This is a genomic window from Segatella buccae ATCC 33574 (genome assembly GCF_000184945.1).
GTDB lineage: Bacteria > Bacteroidota > Bacteroidia > Bacteroidales > Bacteroidaceae > Prevotella > Prevotella buccae.
The window spans coordinates 207,580-225,017 of record NZ_GL586311.1; the positions used below are offsets into that span (position 1 = coordinate 207,580).

General features: G+C 51.3%; 11 protein-coding genes and 1 tRNA gene. 6 read left to right on the plus strand and 6 right to left on the minus strand.

Annotated features, from left to right (window positions below):
• Positions 1 to 9: 9 nt before the first annotated feature.
• The 3 genes from HMPREF6485_RS00820 to HMPREF6485_RS00835 form a co-directional block, all read right to left on the minus strand.
• Entirely contained in the window at positions 10 to 3,108 is a 3,099-nt protein-coding gene (locus HMPREF6485_RS00820; protein WP_004344065.1) for a SusC/RagA family TonB-linked outer membrane protein, read from the minus strand.
• A gap of 16 nt (positions 3,109 to 3,124) precedes the next feature.
• Positions 3,125 to 4,993, minus strand: coding sequence for a LamG-like jellyroll fold domain-containing protein (locus HMPREF6485_RS00825; protein ID WP_004344067.1), 1,869 nt, complete (start codon positions 4,991 to 4,993; stop codon positions 3,125 to 3,127).
• A gap of 670 nt (positions 4,994 to 5,663) precedes the next feature.
• Positions 5,664 to 8,615 carry a two-component regulator propeller domain-containing protein gene (locus HMPREF6485_RS00835; RefSeq protein ID WP_004344071.1) on the minus strand — a complete coding sequence of 984 codons (2,952 nt, stop codon included), beginning with the start codon at positions 8,613 to 8,615 and terminating at the stop codon, positions 5,664 to 5,666.
• Between the two features lie 376 nt (positions 8,616 to 8,991).
• On the opposite strand from HMPREF6485_RS00835, the gene HMPREF6485_RS13910 reads away from it, so the two are divergent.
• Together HMPREF6485_RS13910 and HMPREF6485_RS00845 are read left to right on the plus strand one after the other, a co-directional pair.
• A complete protein-coding gene (locus HMPREF6485_RS13910; RefSeq protein ID WP_155814373.1) occupies positions 8,992 to 9,426 on the plus strand; it encodes a hypothetical protein in 435 nt (144 codons plus the stop codon).
• A 114-nt stretch (positions 9,427 to 9,540) separates the two neighbouring features.
• On the plus strand, positions 9,541 to 9,936 hold the full coding sequence (locus HMPREF6485_RS00845) for a hypothetical protein (protein WP_004344076.1): 396 nt from the start codon (positions 9,541 to 9,543) through the stop codon (positions 9,934 to 9,936).
• Positions 9,937 to 10,039: 103 nt separating this feature from the next.
• Here the strand turns inward: HMPREF6485_RS00845 and HMPREF6485_RS00850 are convergent, their stop codons facing one another.
• A complete protein-coding gene (locus tag HMPREF6485_RS00850) occupies positions 10,040 to 11,317 on the minus strand; it encodes a pectate lyase family protein (RefSeq protein ID WP_004344078.1) in 1,278 nt (425 codons plus the stop codon).
• A gap of 319 nt (positions 11,318 to 11,636) precedes the next feature.
• Between HMPREF6485_RS00850 and HMPREF6485_RS00855 the strand changes: the two genes are divergently transcribed.
• From HMPREF6485_RS00855 to HMPREF6485_RS00870, 4 genes are all read left to right on the plus strand, one after another.
• A complete protein-coding gene (locus HMPREF6485_RS00855) occupies positions 11,637 to 11,984 on the plus strand; it encodes a cupin domain-containing protein (RefSeq protein ID WP_004344079.1) in 348 nt (115 codons plus the stop codon).
• Positions 11,985 to 12,073: 89 nt separating this feature from the next.
• Positions 12,074 to 13,372: an NAD(P)/FAD-dependent oxidoreductase gene (locus tag HMPREF6485_RS00860; protein WP_004344081.1), complete on the plus strand. Its 1,299-nt coding sequence runs from the start codon at positions 12,074 to 12,076 to the stop codon at positions 13,370 to 13,372.
• A 5-nt stretch (positions 13,373 to 13,377) separates the two neighbouring features.
• The gene (locus tag HMPREF6485_RS00865) at positions 13,378 to 13,677 is read left to right on the plus strand and encodes a GNAT family N-acetyltransferase (RefSeq protein ID WP_004344083.1); all 300 of its coding nucleotides are present in this window, start codon (positions 13,378 to 13,380) and stop codon (positions 13,675 to 13,677) included.
• A 120-nt stretch (positions 13,678 to 13,797) separates the two neighbouring features.
• Positions 13,798 to 16,740 (plus strand): DUF4450 domain-containing protein, encoded by a 2,943-nt coding sequence (locus tag HMPREF6485_RS00870; protein WP_004344084.1) that lies wholly within the window; start codon positions 13,798 to 13,800, stop codon positions 16,738 to 16,740.
• Positions 16,741 to 16,924: 184 nt separating this feature from the next.
• On the opposite strand, the gene HMPREF6485_RS00875 is transcribed toward HMPREF6485_RS00870, so the two are convergent.
• Together HMPREF6485_RS00875 and HMPREF6485_RS00880 are read right to left on the minus strand one after the other, a co-directional pair.
• Positions 16,925 to 16,998, minus strand: a tRNA-Met gene (locus tag HMPREF6485_RS00875).
• A gap of 189 nt (positions 16,999 to 17,187) precedes the next feature.
• Positions 17,188 to 17,385, minus strand: a complete 198-nt coding sequence (locus tag HMPREF6485_RS00880; protein ID WP_004344086.1) for a hypothetical protein — start codon at positions 17,383 to 17,385, stop codon at positions 17,188 to 17,190.
• Positions 17,386 to 17,438 lie beyond the last annotated feature (53 nt).

Consider the following 17,438-nt stretch of genomic DNA (forward strand, 5'->3'; position numbering starts at 1 on the left):
AGGTTCTGATTAGAATACAACATTGAAACCTACGTTGACTGTCTTCAAGATGGGATAACGGTTAGAGCCGTTACTCTCGGGGTCTACAAGGTCGTTAAGATGATCCCAAGTGACCAAGTTGTTGGCGTTGACATAAAGGCGCGCACTGCTCATGCCAATACGCTGTATCCACTTTGCAGGAAGCATGTAGCTTAGTTCAATATTCTTCAAACGAATGAACGAACCGTTCTTGAGGAAGAAAGAACTCAAGCGCTGATTGTGATCTCCGTTGCTTCCATAGTGCAACAACGGATAAGAGGCATTGGCCAAATTCCACTCTTCGCTCTGGGCGGGTTGCCAACGGCCCAAATGCACATCTTTCACCTTACCATTGTTTTGAAATGCAAACATGGCATCGCTGTCATAGTAGCGAGACACATGGTCCACACCCTGGAACATCACTTCAAAGCCCCAGCCCTTATAGTTGGCACCAAGGGTCAGCGCATAGGTGTTCTCGGGAATGTCACTATGGCCGATAAATGTCTCATCACGATCGTCAATGAATCCGTCGCCATTCATATCCTTATACTTAAGATCTCCCACTTTCACATTGCCCGTATAGGTAGATACCGGAAGTTTGCCACCATCAATATCGGCTTGTGTCACAAATCCTTCACAGACAAGGCCAAAATACTGATTGATGGGATGCCCCTCACGTTTGCGATAGGCTGTCTTGATGGCCGGCTCATCCATGTTGATAATCTCGTTTGCGGCATGAGAGAAGGTAAGGCCCACATTGTAAGAAAAGTCTTTGCCGATACTCTTGTGGTGATGAAGTTCGATTTCCATACCCTTATTCTTCGTCTCGCCGAGATTTCCGGCTGCCATAGCTACACCTACCCACTGCGGGCGTGTCAGATAAGCGGTGAGAATGTCATTGCGCTTCTCATAGAAGAAATCGACATTACCATTCAGCAGACCGTTCCAAAGACCAAACTCGACACCGAGGTTATACTTATGGGCGCGCTCCCACGACACCCCGTAGTTAGGATACTGACTCTCGTAAATGCCCGTCGTGCCGGTATTTCCGAAATAATAGTCGTTGTTTATCTGGCTCCACTTCTCTTCATAGAGGAAACGCTGTGCCACTCCGTTCACGGTGTACACATCATTACCCACTTCACCGTAGCTTGCACGAATCTTCAGATTGTTCAGCCACTCTTTGGTGCCTGCCATGAATTTCTCTTCCGTCACGCGCCATCCGAGGGAGAATGCGGGGAAGAATCCGAAGCGTCTGCCTTTCATGAAGTTTTCAGAACCATTGTACCCCGCATTGAATTCCACCAAATACTTATCGGCATAAGAATAGGTGACACGGCCCACAAGACCTTGATAACGTTTGGCCAATTCTGAATTTTTACGGTAATCATTCTGGTTGTAGAGAAGCATGGCCGTCACATCATGCACACCAAACTTCCGCGCGTAATTGATTTGAGCCTCCATATACAGTTTGTAAATGGTGCTTGAACTCTTGGAATAACTAAGTTCGCCGTCAGTGTTGAACTTGTTATAGGCATCGAGACTCTGATAGTTGTCACGGTCGTTGAGCTCGTATGTGGCAAAACCGGCACTGAAAAGTTTACGATAGTAGGAGTCATAGTCGAATGAAGCCATGCCACGCACAGAAAGACCGGGGGTCAGCCAATCCATCTTATAGTCGGCTATGAAATTGGTTTCGTTGATAGTGTTCGTTCCACGATAGTAACCGCCCTTTGCCAAAGCAGCCACGACATTGTCCTGATAATTCGAGCTGCCACCATAGAGCGTGGAGTACGTCTCTCCATTGGATACGCGATAGGCAACGGGGAATATCCATCCCGGCGTGTGATTCAGCCGGGCAAAGATGGCATAGTTGTCTGACCGTTCCGTTGTATTGGAACCATAACGTTCCTCGAAACGCGTACCGAAGTTGATGCTGAACGTGAGATCCTTGGTCAAGAACAAATCCATGTTGGCACGGAAAGCGTAACGGCGATAGCCGGGACTGGAAGTATTGCCGTACTGGTCTTGCGACAGATTCTTGACCAGCGAATGCTGATTATAGAACTCACCGGACGCATAGTATCGCATACGCCTCGTACCGCCACGGACACTCACATTGTATCGCTGGGCGGGAGAAGACCCCTTCAACACCTCGTCATACCAATCCACATTGGGATAGAGAAGGGCATCCACACCGGAAAGCTCGCCGTTGACACTCTTGCGGTACATCTCAATGTCCGAGGCACTGTATTGTGACGGCAGTCCGTCATTGGAAAGGGCTTCTTCCAGCAGGCTTACGCTTTCGTAAGAATTAAGATAGTTAGGTTTGCGCGTGGGCGAAGACCATTGGAAGTTGCCCGTGAGGCTCACTTCGGGCTTCTGCTCGCGACCGCGCTTCGTTGTGACAAGAATCACGCCATTGGCACCGCGCACACCATAAACAGCTGTGGCAGAGGCATCTTTCAACACGGAAATGCTCTCTATGTCATCGGGGGCCACCTGAGAGAAAGCGCGCTCCACGCCATCGACCATGACCAAAGGGGCGCCATCACCGGCAAAAGTGGCACGACCACGAATGTTAATCGTCGCGTCGTCCATGCCCGGAGCACCGGAGGTTTGTGTCGTGATCACACCGGGAATCTTACCGGCAATGGCCTGCGTCACGTTGGCAGCAGGAGTGGACAGAAGGTCCTTGCTCGACACTTGGGAGATGGCACCTATCACGCTCTCTTTCTTCTGGGCGCCATAACCCACAACCACCACTTCTTTCAACACTTGATGGTCTTCCTGAAGCGTAACTTTCAAGTCGCGACGGGGGCCGACGATGACCGTTTGGGTGTCGAAACCGACGTATGAAATGCGCAACTGCGACTTCTCGTTCTTAACTTGTATTTTGAAATTGCCGTCGAAATCGGTAACGGCACCGTTCGTCGTACCCACTTCCAGTACGCTTGCTCCGATGATGGCTTCGCCCGTAGCATCGACAACCGTACCGGTCACAGTAAGCTTCTCCTGGGCCGATGCTCCCAAAGAGAGGAGCATCAAAACCAGACAAAGGAACGACTTATGAAATATGCTGCTATTCATTGTTTTCTTTTTTTTATCAATTATACAATGGTGCCATCACGTAGCACTGTTGGGAATCCATTTCAAGGTGAGAGCCATCGACTATCAAGAAAGCATTAACTTCTTGTTTCCCATCGCCACAAGTAGCATGGAAACTCTCGACATACACCTTGCCATTGGTACAGGTGGCAACAGCCTTTACGGTCACTTCTGCACCAACGCGGCTGATGGTCATGCCCACCTTGGCACCTTCCATATCCTTACGGTATTCCGCCCATCCGGAATCGTCAGTCGGATAACCTTCCGTACTGAAATTGTCACCTTTGTAGCTTTCTCCCCATCCGTACTTATCTGAACGGATAACAAAATACTCCTTATAGTCGGCAGTGCCACGATCGGCCTTTGTACTCACGCAAAGATTCCAGTTATTCCAATTATTATTTCCGGAGGTATGGTTCGTAAAGCCCAGATGCAATGCTTTGCCTGCCGGAATTTGGAAATAATCGGAGAATTCTTTCCACCACTCGGAAGAGTTGTCTGCCGCCCCAATGGTCGTGGTTTTAAGCGTCACGGCACTTTCCACCACGCAAGCTGTCTTGTCGAAAACAAGATATGACCCGTCTACGATGAAGAATGCCCGCACCACCTGAGAGCCGTCTCCACACTTGGCGGAAAATCTCTCCGTATAGACTTTACCGCTCTTGCCTGTTGCCACGGCAGTGACATTCACCGTGGAACCGCTGCGCGCAATGGTCACATCTACCGTGGCGCCTTCCATCTCCTTGCGGAACTCCGCCCATCCGGCATCATCGGTCGGATAACCTTCGTTATTGAAGTTGTCGCCATTATAGCTTTCACCCCATCCGTATTTATCTGAACGGATAACGAAATACTCCTTATAACTGTCCCCTCCCCGGTCGGCATCAGTGCTCAGGCAAAGATTCCAGTTATTCCAATTATTGGCTCCGGAGGTATGGTTTACAAATCTAAAGCGCATGGCACTTCCCGAAGGCATTCTATAATAGTTGGAGAAGTGTTTCCACCATTCGGCCGAACAATCGGACGTACCTACTTCCAAGACTGGGTCGCCAAGCACATATTTGAAGGCTTCTGAACCTCCGCCACTGCCGGAAGCCGACTTGTTCCAGTCTTTGGCATCCATCTGGTTGCCGATGAGAGCCACGTCATCAAAATAAGCTCCTGCATGTACATCGCCAATCTTTTCAGTACCTATATATAAATAAGGTGCTGTGTTTATAAACTTCAACAAAGTCTCATACTTGAAATTGGTCGCGGCTGTGGCATCAGACTCATGACCGGAAAGGCTCTTGTTGCCATCAACATAGAGCTGATAGCCGCTCTTTGCAACTTGAAGGGCTACAAAATGCCACTTCCCGGCAGAAAGGATGCCGGTCTTGAACGCTTTAGGATTGTTTTCATCAAGATTCAAAGACTCCAGCTGTCCGGGCTTTGAATAGGTCAACTGACCGTTAACGCCGAAAGTGAACCTTGGGGCATTTTCGTCTTCAGAACCAAAGGAAAAGAGTGGACGAGTGGTATCAGTGCTGTCAAGTTTCACCCAAAAAGCTACGGCAGCACCATTTTGGAGCTTCACCGTCGTGAACGGATTGACGATTCTGACACACCCGGAGTCATTCAAATGCAAAACGTTGCTGCCGAGGGAATCATCCTTGACCACCTCAGCCAAATTGTGTGTCATGTTGAGATCTGAAAACTGTTTTTTGCCCGCATACTCGAAATTGTAGCTTGCAACAGCCTGACGGGTGGCATAAGTCTGGTTCCCCGCTTCGGGATCGGTACTTCCCCAATCAGGACTACAAGATGCAAAAGATGCCACGAGCCCAACAAGACCAACAATACTAAACAAAGATTTAACAATCTTCATGATAGGTAATGTTTATTAGGTTTTAGTTAATAGAATTGTTTAATTATGTTTGCAAAATTAAAGAAAGGCACAAGAATACGGGTAGACAAAACGATATATAAGGTGGATAAAACGCGTTATGAGTGTCTTTTTCACCCTTTAAAAGTTTGTCTTGGGCAGGAGATGGAAAGTCGGAAAGCAAGAAAGGGGCACCTCAAGTGGACAGAAAGCCGGAACGGGAATGGGAAAGGAGGGAGGAAAAGAGGGAAAAGGGCAAAAGATTAAAAATGGGACGTGGTGTCAACATCTTTCTTTCCGCATTTGCATTCGGCCGTAAAAAGTTGTATCTTTGCATCAGCAAAGGAAGCACGCGGGTGTTTCCTTTTTTTCGTTTTAGGCCTGCCGGGGGGCTCATTCGGCCCAAACGGGCTTTCGAAAGGGCTGTTCCTGACTTGCAAAAGAGGCTGTTTGAGCTTCTCACTACGGTCCTTTGACCTTGTGACTACGGCCAAATCGCATCCCGTTTTCAACTTTTCAGGAAAAAAGAATCGGTATTCCCGGTTTTACAACACATAAGGGGAAAAGGGCGGGTAAAACTTTTTCGAAATATCACTATAGTTTTGAATGAATCAGGACAAAGACCGGTCAACAGGCCGGAAAAACAGGCCGAATGACGCGGGAATCAGGAAACTCATCCGACATAGGCACTCGGGCTCACTCCATACATCTTGGTGAAGCAGCGGGTGAAATATTTCGGGTCGTTGAAGCCCACACTGTAGGCTATTTCGGTGATGTTGCGGTTGGCCTTGTTGTTGGCCAACAGTTCGCGGGCCATGCTCAGACGATAGTTGCGAATAAACTGCCCGAGGGGCACACCGGCCTCTGCATTAAGGTGCTTGTTGACCAGCGAACGGCTCATCCCGATGAGCTTGCAAAACTCTTCAATACCGAAATCGGAGTTCATGTAGTTTTGTTCCAGTATCTCCACCGCACGGTCGATAAAGGGTTTGCCCAACTTGCGGGCCACCTTCTCTTTGTCAGCCTCCACACTCTTGGAATAGCTGTCCTTGTATTTCACTTCATTATAGAGTATGTTGTGTATGCGCCGGCGAAACTGTTCGGGGTCTTCAGACTCCTCAAGTATCTTGCGAATGGGGCCCAGCAGTCTTTCCGCCTCCAATCGTCGCAGCTGATTTGCGCGACGGTTGTAGAAACTGACGGTGACAACTATGGCCAGACAGAGCAGAAGAAGCACAAACCACCAACTCTTGTAGAAATAAGGTTTCACGGTCACATTGATGGCGACGGTCTGGTTTTCGGCCCGCTCAAGGGCCGATGTATATCTCACCTCGAAACGATAATTGCCGGGGGGCAATGTGGAATATCTCACAGCGTGTTCTCCGGGCTTCAGATACACCCAGTTTTTCTCCCACCCCACCATGCGGTAGCAATAGGTGCCTTGGTCTTCACTGCCGAAGTTGAGGGCCGAAAAATCTATCGAAAACGACTTGTCACTTTCGTGCAGACGGATTTCCCGGGCCACGGAGATGTCCTCATCCAGATAACGGGTGCCGGCCAAGATGGCTTGATTGTCCACTACAAGTCCGGTAAACCGCAGCCGCCCTTTATAGACAGCAGTCCGGTTTTCACCTTCCATCACGGTGAGTCCGTTGATGCTGCCGAGGTAGAGCTTGCCGCCCGTGCCCACGATCGAGTTCCAGTAGAAAGCCGAACTACGCAGGCCATCGGCCTCGGTATAGGTGGTGAAAGTCTTGCTTTTGTGCGAATAGACCACCAGTCCGTTGTCGGTCGTGAACCACAATCGGCCGGCTCCGTCTTCGGCTATGCCTTTCACGGCATTGTTGGGTAACCCGTCGGCTGTGGAAAGCACCTCAAAGCGTTCGTGGCCGGCCTTGTCGGTGACTCGGCGATAGAGTCCGTAACTGTTGCTGCCCAGCCAGATGGTGCCGTCGGAGGCTTCAAAGATGGAGGTGATGTGGTCAATGACTTTCGACGAAGGGGCATCAAGCCGGTAGACCAACGACCGTGCCCGGAAGTGGTCGTGCCGGTCACGCGTCTTCAGGTCTATCACCCTCACGCCATAGATGCACCCCATCCACAACCGCCCCCGGCTGTCGATGAGCGAACCGATGCACCCGCGCACGTTGCGGCATCCGTCAAAAGGCTCTATGAGGCGGCCCGCCTTGCAGTCGTAGAAGAACAAGCCGTCGTTGCTGCCTATCCACAGTCCGTCGTTACGGGCATCGTAAGCGAGTGCCCCGATGTAGTTGAGCAGTGGGCGGTGGGCGGCATCCACGGCGAGCGGCACAATGCGGTCGGGCCGGGCCATGTCCATATAGGCCACTCCGCCACCCCACGTGCCTATCCACAGACGGCCGGCACGACCGGAAGCCAATGTGGAGACGGTGTTATGAGGAAGGCCGGAATTGTGCGTGTTGTAGTGTATGAAAGCATTGCTTCCGCGGTCGAGGCGGTTCAGCCCGCCCTCCACCGTGCCCACCCAAAGGCGGCCGGCCGGCTCCACATACATGGCATTGACAAGGTTGGACGAGAGCGAACCGGGGGCAGGAGTATGATAAAAGTTGTTGAGAAGCAACCGGCGGGGAGTCAGTTTCACGATGCCTCCATTTTCTGTTCCCACCCACAACTGGTGGTGGAAGGTGAAAATGCAGTTCACAAAGTTGCTACTTAGCGGATTGACGGGGGAAGAAGCATTCCACAATTCGAAATCACGGGTGCAGTCGCGGTAGATATTCACACCACCGAGGGTGCCCACAAGCAGGGTTCCCCCATCGCCGATGGCCAGACTGCTCACGAAGTCATGGGAGAGCGAACCGGCAACTACAGAGTTTTTGAAGGCTTCGAGCGTCTTCCGGCGGCAGTCGTACCGATAAAGACCGGCATTGGTGGCTATCCACACATCGGCATTGCGGCGCAGCATATCGGTCACGAACAAACCGCCGAGTATGCGCATGGCAGGAGCTATCTCTTTGCGCACCAACCTGTTGCCTCGTTTTTCAAGCCGATAGAGACCACCGTTGATATTGGCCCACATCTGCCCGTTGCCCTCCACATCTCTCAACACCACATCGGGCGTATTCGAACTGTAACGGCACGAGGCCACATCCACCACATTGCCCCCGCCGCCGAAAGTGAGCAGGAAGATGCTGTCGCGCGTGACGAGCCATATCCGGCGGAGCGCATCGGCATAGACTCCTGCGGCCGGTCGGCCAATGAGTTTGCTTATATCTCCGTGGCTGCAAACGGGGACAACGGGCATCAACGTCTTGAGGTCGGTCACACCGACTCCTTCATCGTAAGCCGTCCAAAGACGCTTGAAAGCATCTTCACAGACACTCCGGCAGGCATTACTGTTGACGGATATGCCACTGATTCGCTCAAACCGGTAGCCGTCATAGCGCACGAGTCCGCCCCCATAGGTGGAAATCCAGATGAATCCGAAACTGTCGGCAAAGATATCATTGACATGATTTTTGGGCAGGCCGGCTTTGATGTCGAGGTAGGCCACATTGTATTGGCGGCCCACGCTCTCAGCCATTCCTTGAGCACAGGCAACCGCAACAGACAATACCGACAACAGCAAAACGACAAAATGCTTCATTCGACCTCCACCTTAATTATATAATGCCTGCCGGGCACACACAACGCAGCTTCACCGGAAGCACCGGCAAAAGAACAAAGAGTGCCGCCGGGACGCCCATCGGGATAAAATGATACCTGATTCTCATGAGCTTGGTTGCGTTGCCTGATCAAAGGATTATCAAAACAATAGAGTTGGTTTCTGCTGCAAATATACGAAAATATTACAGAACCGACAACTTTTCGGTGTTTTTTGAACACCTAAACAAAAATCCCTTACCACACAGTTAAACCAAGCCCGCATCCTTTCATCTACCGATGAAAAGAAACGTTCACGCATAACCTGTCCGACGGCGTTTGCCAACAAAACGGCTGACAAATGCGAAAAATGCCATCAAATGTTTTGTCATATCGGCGATTTGGACTACCTTTGTCGCATGATTGTACGCTCATCAACGACGCAACGACTCTTGATCAAGTTCACACTCTTGCTGCTTTTGGCACTTGGCCTCCCAAGCAAGAGCGCGGCGATGGACTCCGTACCCACGAGAGACCGCTTGTGTACTGTTGACAGCAACGACCGCCAAGGCCACGAGGCTGTGCTCAATGATGTGCAGCATCTTTACCGCATCTGCAGCTCGCGCCCCGAGCGGGTCGTTCCTTCTGCCAACCCACTCCCCCCACACGCATCGGGCAGGGTTGGTCTACATCACTTTTATCCACACGCGGGCAATGCCCATACAGGCTTTGGAGTACGCCGCGAGGCGGCTCCTTTCTGTTCGCCACACTCGTGCGACTACTATGTATTCGCACTGAAACGTATGCGCTGTTAGCCGTATCTTGTAGGTTCAAACGCCCCTTTTTTCTTATTTAAAACATCAGATGCACGGACTTCCTGCCACAGGAAAGTCTTATGCTCTTTTCATTCATCCTAACAAGATACAACAATGTCGAATATTAACAACATGGTGATGACACCTGCGCTCATCGCCGACGCCCGTGTTACCGTCAAAAGTTCATTCTTCGGTCTCTCCAAGAAGGCCGTATTCACCCCCACACAGAGTCCACTGCGACTCTATCGCTTCGAATACAATGCCGACATGGGAGCCAAAATAGAGCACATGCTCAACAGCAAGGCAGAAGACCTGGAGGCGGAAGTGAAGAAGACAGGCAGCTTGAAGACAGACTCCATCGGCAATATGCGACTGGAAGCCTTTGTCTCTGCCGACGGTGAATTTGCCGCCTTACAGCTCTTCCGCTACAATAATTTTCAAGCCACACCGGTCACCCAACCGCGCTTTTTCGAGGGTGAAGAAGCCAAACTTGTGGCCTCGCTTTTCTAAGAAACAGACGACAATGCTGCCGGAAGGCCAATAAAAAAGGTCTGCAACAACCCGTCAAGGGAAGTTGCAGACCTTCTTATATGGTTGAATGAACTGTCTGGATTTACTTCACCAGCACCTTTTTCACTTTCACCGAACCGTCGGAATAGCGTGTGCGCACCACGTTGACACCTTTCTGAAAGGCGGGAATCTCCGTGCCCGAAAGCGTATAGACAGTCGTAGCCACCACTTCGGCCTCAACATTCTCACCAACCGCGGCGACACTCGTGGCCTCCTTATCGCCGGCAAAGGCACTCACTTTGTTTACCCCACTACCCACAGTAACATTCAAGGTGGCACCGGCGTGGGCCGACACCTCCCCTTGCACCTTGGCAACGTCCATAGCCGAGTAGCTGTAAACACCATAGGGATTGAAGAAAGCAGCGCTTCCGCTGCGCTTCTGCTCATTTGCTGCACCGATGTTTCCGGTCATGGTGATATTGTAATCGGTGCGCCCCTTCTTGACGGCATAGCATTTCCAAGGATTGGACACACCGCTGAACACGTTTTTCTCGGCATAGATGTTGCTTGCGTAGGCGGCACCGATGCAATAGTTATTGCCTTTACAAGAGAAAAGGCAGTTCACAATGTGTACCTGTCCGAAGCGCACACGGGGCATACGCTCGTGGCAACCTTGATCCCACCAGCAGTTGGCAAAGGTGGTGCGCAGATGTCCGCGGTCTTTGGCATTGTTATCGCTGCCGCCCCAAAGGCAGCAGTTGCGATGGTCGGCAGAACCGCCCGAACCACCGGCGTATGGCTTGATGAGATAGCGAAAACGGCACCAAGTGACGGCTATATGGTCGGTGCCGTTGTTGCAGTCGAAATTGCCGTCTACACCATCTTGGAAGTCACAGTGGTCTACCCAGATATAGTCGGAATTTTGGAACTGCAGGTTATCGTTACCATCAATGTCATAAGCTCCCGCACTCTTGAAAGTGAGATTGCGCAGGATGATGTTCCTGCAACGGCTGAACGACAGAATGCCCGATTGGCTTACCACTGCGCTGTGGATGGGATTGCTCAACACAGCCCCCGGCAAGCCATAAACTGTCTTGTTGGCAGCATCTTTCACCGTCTCCATACCACTGAAAGTGATCGTGCCTTTCACGTAAATGGTCTTCTGACCGGTGCCCGAGAGAGCAGCCAGCAGGTCGGCCTTAGTGGTCACGACCACACTGTTTTTGTTATTGCTGCCCGTAACCGTGCCGCCAACAGTGGCCCATCCAACGGGCGCATTCTTGTCGTAGGCAGACAGGGTGGCAGCAGAAAGGCTAAAGGCTTGACTTGCGAGAGAGACACACACCCCCGCCATGAAAGTGCGTAAAGATAATAAATTCATAAAAGTTGCTTTAAGATTTTTATTGTTAGACTATTTTTCATGTAGTTTCGAAACGACGCTGCAAAGTTAATATGTAATGTTGTTTCTCCGTCAATGAATGACAAAGAAACTTACGTAAACGTTTTCACGGCGTATCTGAAGACACCCGCCAACACACTGCAGCTCCCGACAACGCACATAATATAGCTATTGGGGAAGCCTTTCGTTTCGGGCACATTTGTTACCTGCCGGTCCGTTGGCACGTCTTTTGCCCCTCTCTTGACAGAGACAATTCTCGAAATATACATCAACAACAAATTAAAAACAGGAGATTAAGACAATGGCAATATTGGAAAAAGGCAAGGTATTTGTAGCCAACAAGATGATTGATTATGCTGATGGTGGCGTGGTTTCCAAGGAACTCATCCACAGCAATTCCGGCAGTGTGACACTCTTCAGCTTTGATGAGGGACAGGGACTGTCGGAACACTTTGCCCCCTTCGATGCACTGCTTCAAGTGACCGATGGGGAAATGGAACTCACCGTTGAAGACACCGTGTTCACCATCAAGGCCGGCGAGAGCTTTGTCATACCCAGCGGAGCACGCCACTCGGTGAAGGCAGCCCGGCGTTTCAAGATGATTATCACCATGATTCGCGAACAGACTTCTTCGGTCGGGCACCATTAAAAACGGAAGCGAAGGCTTCTTGCGCACGTCCGCCATCACCGGATGAGGAATCAGGGACTAACGCTTTTTGATAGAGGAAAGGGGAAATCATGAGGGCAAACATCAAACGCAACAATCAGAAAAGGGTGGCCATCGTGGGCGGTGGTCTGGCGGGCCTGCAACTGGCTCTGAGACTGCGGCACACTGACTTTCAGGTGGTGCTCGTCGACAAGAACAACTACAACCAGTTTCCGCCACTCATCTATCAAGTAGCATCGGCGGGACTCGAACCGAGCAGCATCTCCTTCCCATTTCGCCGATTGTTCCAGAACCAGCGCAACTTCTATTTCCGCATGGGTGAGGCTCTGTCGGTGGACAATGACGAGAGGGTGCTACACACTTCGTTCGGCACACTTCATTACGACTATCTGGTGCTGGCAGCCGGAGCCACGACCAATTTCTTCGGCAACGTCAACATCGAGCGGGAGGCTCTCCCGATGAAAACGGTCACAGAGGCCATGAAACTCCGCAACACCGTTTTGCAAAACCTTGAAAAGGCCGAAACCGAAGATGACGAACACCACCGCCAATCGCTGCTGAACATTGTCATCGTGGGCGGTGGACCATCGGGGGTGGAGATTGCCGGAGCTTTGGCCGAAATGAAACGGACGGTGGTGCCACGCGACTATCCCGACCTCGATGCCAACCGCATGAATATCTATCTCGTTAATGCCGACCGGCGGTTGCTGAAAAGTATGGACAGTGCCTCGTCGGCACGGGCCGAGAAAGACTTGCGGGAGATGGGCGTGAACGTGATGCCCGGCTACACGGTTGTGGACTGCCGGAGCGGACAGGTGATGCTCAGCGATGGTAGCAGTATAGACGCTAGGACTGTCATCTGGGTGAGTGGCATCCGGGCAAGCACCATCGGCGGAATCCCACAGACGAGCATTGGCCATGCCGGCCGGGTGCTCACCGACCGCTTCAACAACGTGAAGGGCATGGCGGGCGTGTATGCCATCGGTGACCAAAGTTTGGTAGAGGGCGACGCCGACTATCCGTTGGGACATCCGCAGTTGGCGCAAGTGGCCATACAACAGGCCACCAATGTGGCCGAAAACCTTATGCGGATAAACCGAAACGAACAGCCGAGACCGTTCACCTATCGGAATCTCGGCACCATGGCCACCATCGGGCGTAAGAGAGCCGTAGCAGAGATAGGCCGATTCAAGTTTGGCGGTCTGTCGGCCTGGCTGCTTTGGCTGGTCGTTCACCTGCGTTCCATCTTGGGCGTGAAGAACAAGACCGTGATATTCCTCAACTGGATGTGGAACTACTTCAACTATAAACAGAGCTTGCGGCTGATTTTGAAGTCCGAGTGCAAAACAATAGAAACCAACAAAAAATAAAAAGTATGGAGACAAAACTGACTATCAAGACCAACGCCGACAACTTTCAGGCGTTTGAAAACGAAACACAAGTGGGCCAACTCGACTTCGAAATCGATGGCCGCACAATGGTCATCCCCCACACCGTCGTATTCGACGGCAACGAGGGAAAGGGCATCGGCAAGGCACTCGTAAAAGCGGCCGTAGCCTACGCCGAAGCGCATCAGCTCACCGTCAATCCAGTCTGCTCCTTTGCCAAAGCCGTTATCGACCGACAAAACGGTAAGGAAGTGCCCCCACCCTCTTGCGGACTGAGAAGAAAATAAATATTTTTTCGCTACCAACTTATAAACTCGACGCTCCAAACACAGGATAAACCATAATTATTCGAGAATTTTATTTGTTTTCCGTACCTTTGTCCTGCAAACCCAAACTATCCACTCAGGATGAAAAAGATCGCGACACTACTCTTTTCGGCATGCGTGGCCATGAGCGCCACCGCACAGTCTAAAGCCCGAACAGCAAATTACTTTCCGCAAGGTAACGCTTTTGTTTGTGTCAACGGCAACAACCGCTATTCGCGCGCACTTTACGGAAGCAACCGAAGCGAATGGCGCCTCGAGACCAGCGATGTCCCCATTTTTGCTACCTACAAGAAGGACGTTTGCCGAAACATCCGCTTCCAGGTGTTGGCAAGCGATGGAATCTTTGCCCTTGACTCAGCCAGCTATTGCATGGCGGGCTACGTTGGTGGACGGCGTGATTACACCATTCGCGATCCACGCTTGGGGAATGGAACACTACGGATGGCCGTTGTAGCTTTCCCCGACCGGGAAGGTGCCATTTGGCGCCTCGTTGGCGACAGCCTTGATGGCATACACGTAGGATGCTTGGTGGGTAACGTTACCGGAAAGAAATTCCACCGATGCGGCGATCTCGGCACCATCGACCAGCCGGAAACAAGTTTCGCCCAACGGCAGGGCGAGAAGCCTTTGGCCACGACATCAGGACTACTGCCAACTGAAGGCCGCGAACTATATTTCGTCTTCGAAAGCGACACTCTTTTTTGCGGTACGGGCAATGAACTGGCAGCCCTATTTGTCTCTTCTGACAGCTACCGTGAACATCTTGCAGGTTCAATCGTCTTTACGACTCCCGACCCATACATCAATCCCATAGGCAGTGCATTGACCATCGCCGCCGATGGGGCATGGGACGGAAAAGTGTGGCTGCACGGTGCGGTAGGATGGCGGATGCCGCTGCCCGGATGGCGCGCAGCTTATATGGGTGACTTTCTTGGAATGCCACAACGGCAGCGCACCCACTTCGACGCATATGCCAAGAGTCAGGTGACCGGCGTGCCCGTTACGTTACCCCATCTCATGGACTCTGCCAACAACCTTGCCCGCGGCACATACCGATGGGGGACACCGATGTATAGCAACGGTTACATCTGTCGCAGCCGGGAGAACAGTCGCCAGTTCCACCACTACGACATGAACCTCAACTACATTGACGAGCTTCTGTGGCATTTCCAGTTCGATGCCGACACTGCCTACATGAGGCAGATGTGGCCTGTGATTCGGCGACACTTAGCGTGGGAGAAGAACACATGGGATCCCGACAACGATGCCCTCTACGATGCCTACTGCTGCATTTGGGCCAGCGACGCACTGCAATACAACAGCGGAGCAGTCACGCACGCTTCGGCCTACAACTACCGCGGAAATCTTCTTGCCGCACGCATTGCAGAGATCATAGGTGAGGATCCACAGCCCTACAGTGTCGAAGCCTCACACATTCTCAACGCCATGAACGCCCGATTGTGGCTAAGCGACGAAGGCCATTGGGCCGAATTTCAAGACTTCATGGGGCTGAAACGCATTCATAATGATGCCGCCTTGTGGTCAATATACACACCCATAGATTGCGGGGCTTGCAGCCCGGAGCAGGCGTATGAGGCTACAAAATATGTCGATACACGGATACCGCATATCCGTTTCTCACTCGGCAACGAGCAATTTTCCACAATCTCCACCTCCGACTGGACACCTTACGAGTGGAGCATCAACAACGTGGCCATGGCCGAAGTGAGCCACATGGCACTCGCCTATTTCCATGCAGGGAGACCCGATGCCGGCTTCAAGCTGCTGAAGAGCAACTTGATCGATTTCATGTATATGGGCACCAGCCCTGCTAACTTCGGGCAGATCTCCAAGTATGACGCTAACCTCGGGGAGGCCTACCGCGACTTCTCCGATGTTACAGGCATAACATCGCGAGCACTGATAGAAGGTCTGTTCGGCATAACACCTCAGGCCCTCGACGGGCTATGCATCATACGCCCCGGATTCCCTGCCGATTGGGACAGCGCATCGGTGAAGACCCCATACATAGAATACTCTTTTCAGCGTTCCGGCGGCAAAGAGTATTATAAGGTAATACAAAATTTTACCCGCCCGCTGCAAATAGTTATACGGCAGAACACCGGTAACGGACACTATAAAGACACGGCCTTCAGTTCCGACAGCGTGCAGACCATTGTACTGGACACGGTCGGATTCCATGAGGAACCTTCACCCGAGTACGTCATGACGGAAAAAGCTGAAGGCACAGCACTTGACGAGGTGATCACAGAATACTGTAAACCCGTCAACATCTCAAAGTTCTTCAATTCCGAAGTCACCGACATCTTCAAGAACAAATACCTCTCGCCACGCTCACCATACACTACCCTCGCCCTTCCCACTCAAGGCATCGGTGATTGGTGTTCGACGAAAAAAACAGCCGACATCAATGATTGTGCCCTTCGGGCCATCGCTGCTGGCGGAACAGTTACGATAGCGGGAGTACCCTTCAGTACACCGAGCAAGGGGAAAAACATCGTCTACACCAGCATTTGGGACAACTATCCCGACAGCATTGAGATTCCGCTTTGTGGACGGGCATCGCACGTTTACCTGCTCATGGCTGGCTCGACAAACCCTATGCAAAGTCATTTCGAGAACGGAGTGGTAAGGATAACCTACAGTGACGGCAATTCAGAGACGCTCAGCCTGCGCAACCCTTCCAACTGGTGTCCCATAGAGCAGGACTACGACGACGGTTCTCCGGCATTCACGCTGCCCAAACCACGCCCTTGGCGCATAGGACTGAAAACCGGGAAGGTGAGCAGAACACTATCCGAGTCACTGGCTGTCAGGCGCGCCAGGAACATCTCAGACTCTCCAACATCGAAAGTCCCACCGCTGACAATCGACGGCGGAGCTGCCGAAGTGCTCGAGGTGAGGCTCAATCCTAGAAAGAAACTGCGTAAAATGACTCTGAGAACGACTGCCAACGATGTTGTCATAGGACTGATGGCTATAACAGTCCAGACTCCCCAATGAGTAAACTCAAGACGACATCATCCCCGATGACTTGCCGTATGCTTGGGGAATTCCATCATATAGACGGACACCAGTTTGAGAAGCAATATTAAGCGGCTAAAGGAATTGGAGCCAATTTACACATCATTTGTACCCTGCTAAAACAAAAACAGCTGATAATCAATCGATCATCAACTATTATTTGTAGCGGGAGGGGGGCACGATCCCTCGACCTCCGGATTATGAATCCGACGCTCTAACCAGCTGAGCTATCCCGCCATCATGTCTGCAAAACGGCTATTGGTGTTTGCGGATGCAAAGGTAACACAAAGTTTTGAACGGGCAAAATTTTTGAGGCGTTTTTTGTTCTTTATGTAAAAAGCATATAGGGAATGACAGAAAAACAGCAGAATGACATCAACTTTTATTCATTCTGCTGTCACGACAGTCGCCTTTTGGTAGCTCCACCTATTTCTTTCGTTGCGACTTGCGGTTGGCCCGCTGCTCACGGTATTTAGCTTTCTGTCGGGCCGAACCGCTGCCATGTGCACCGGTAATATATTTCTTTTTCTTAGCCTTTGTCTTCACTTTATCTTCCTTGCCTCCACCTTTGGGTGCAGCCTTGAAAGTGATTCCATTCTCAAGTATCTTGTCAAATTCGTCCATAGTTGTCGGTTTGTTAAAAAGCACACTGCCAATGGATTGCAGTTTATCCCTTG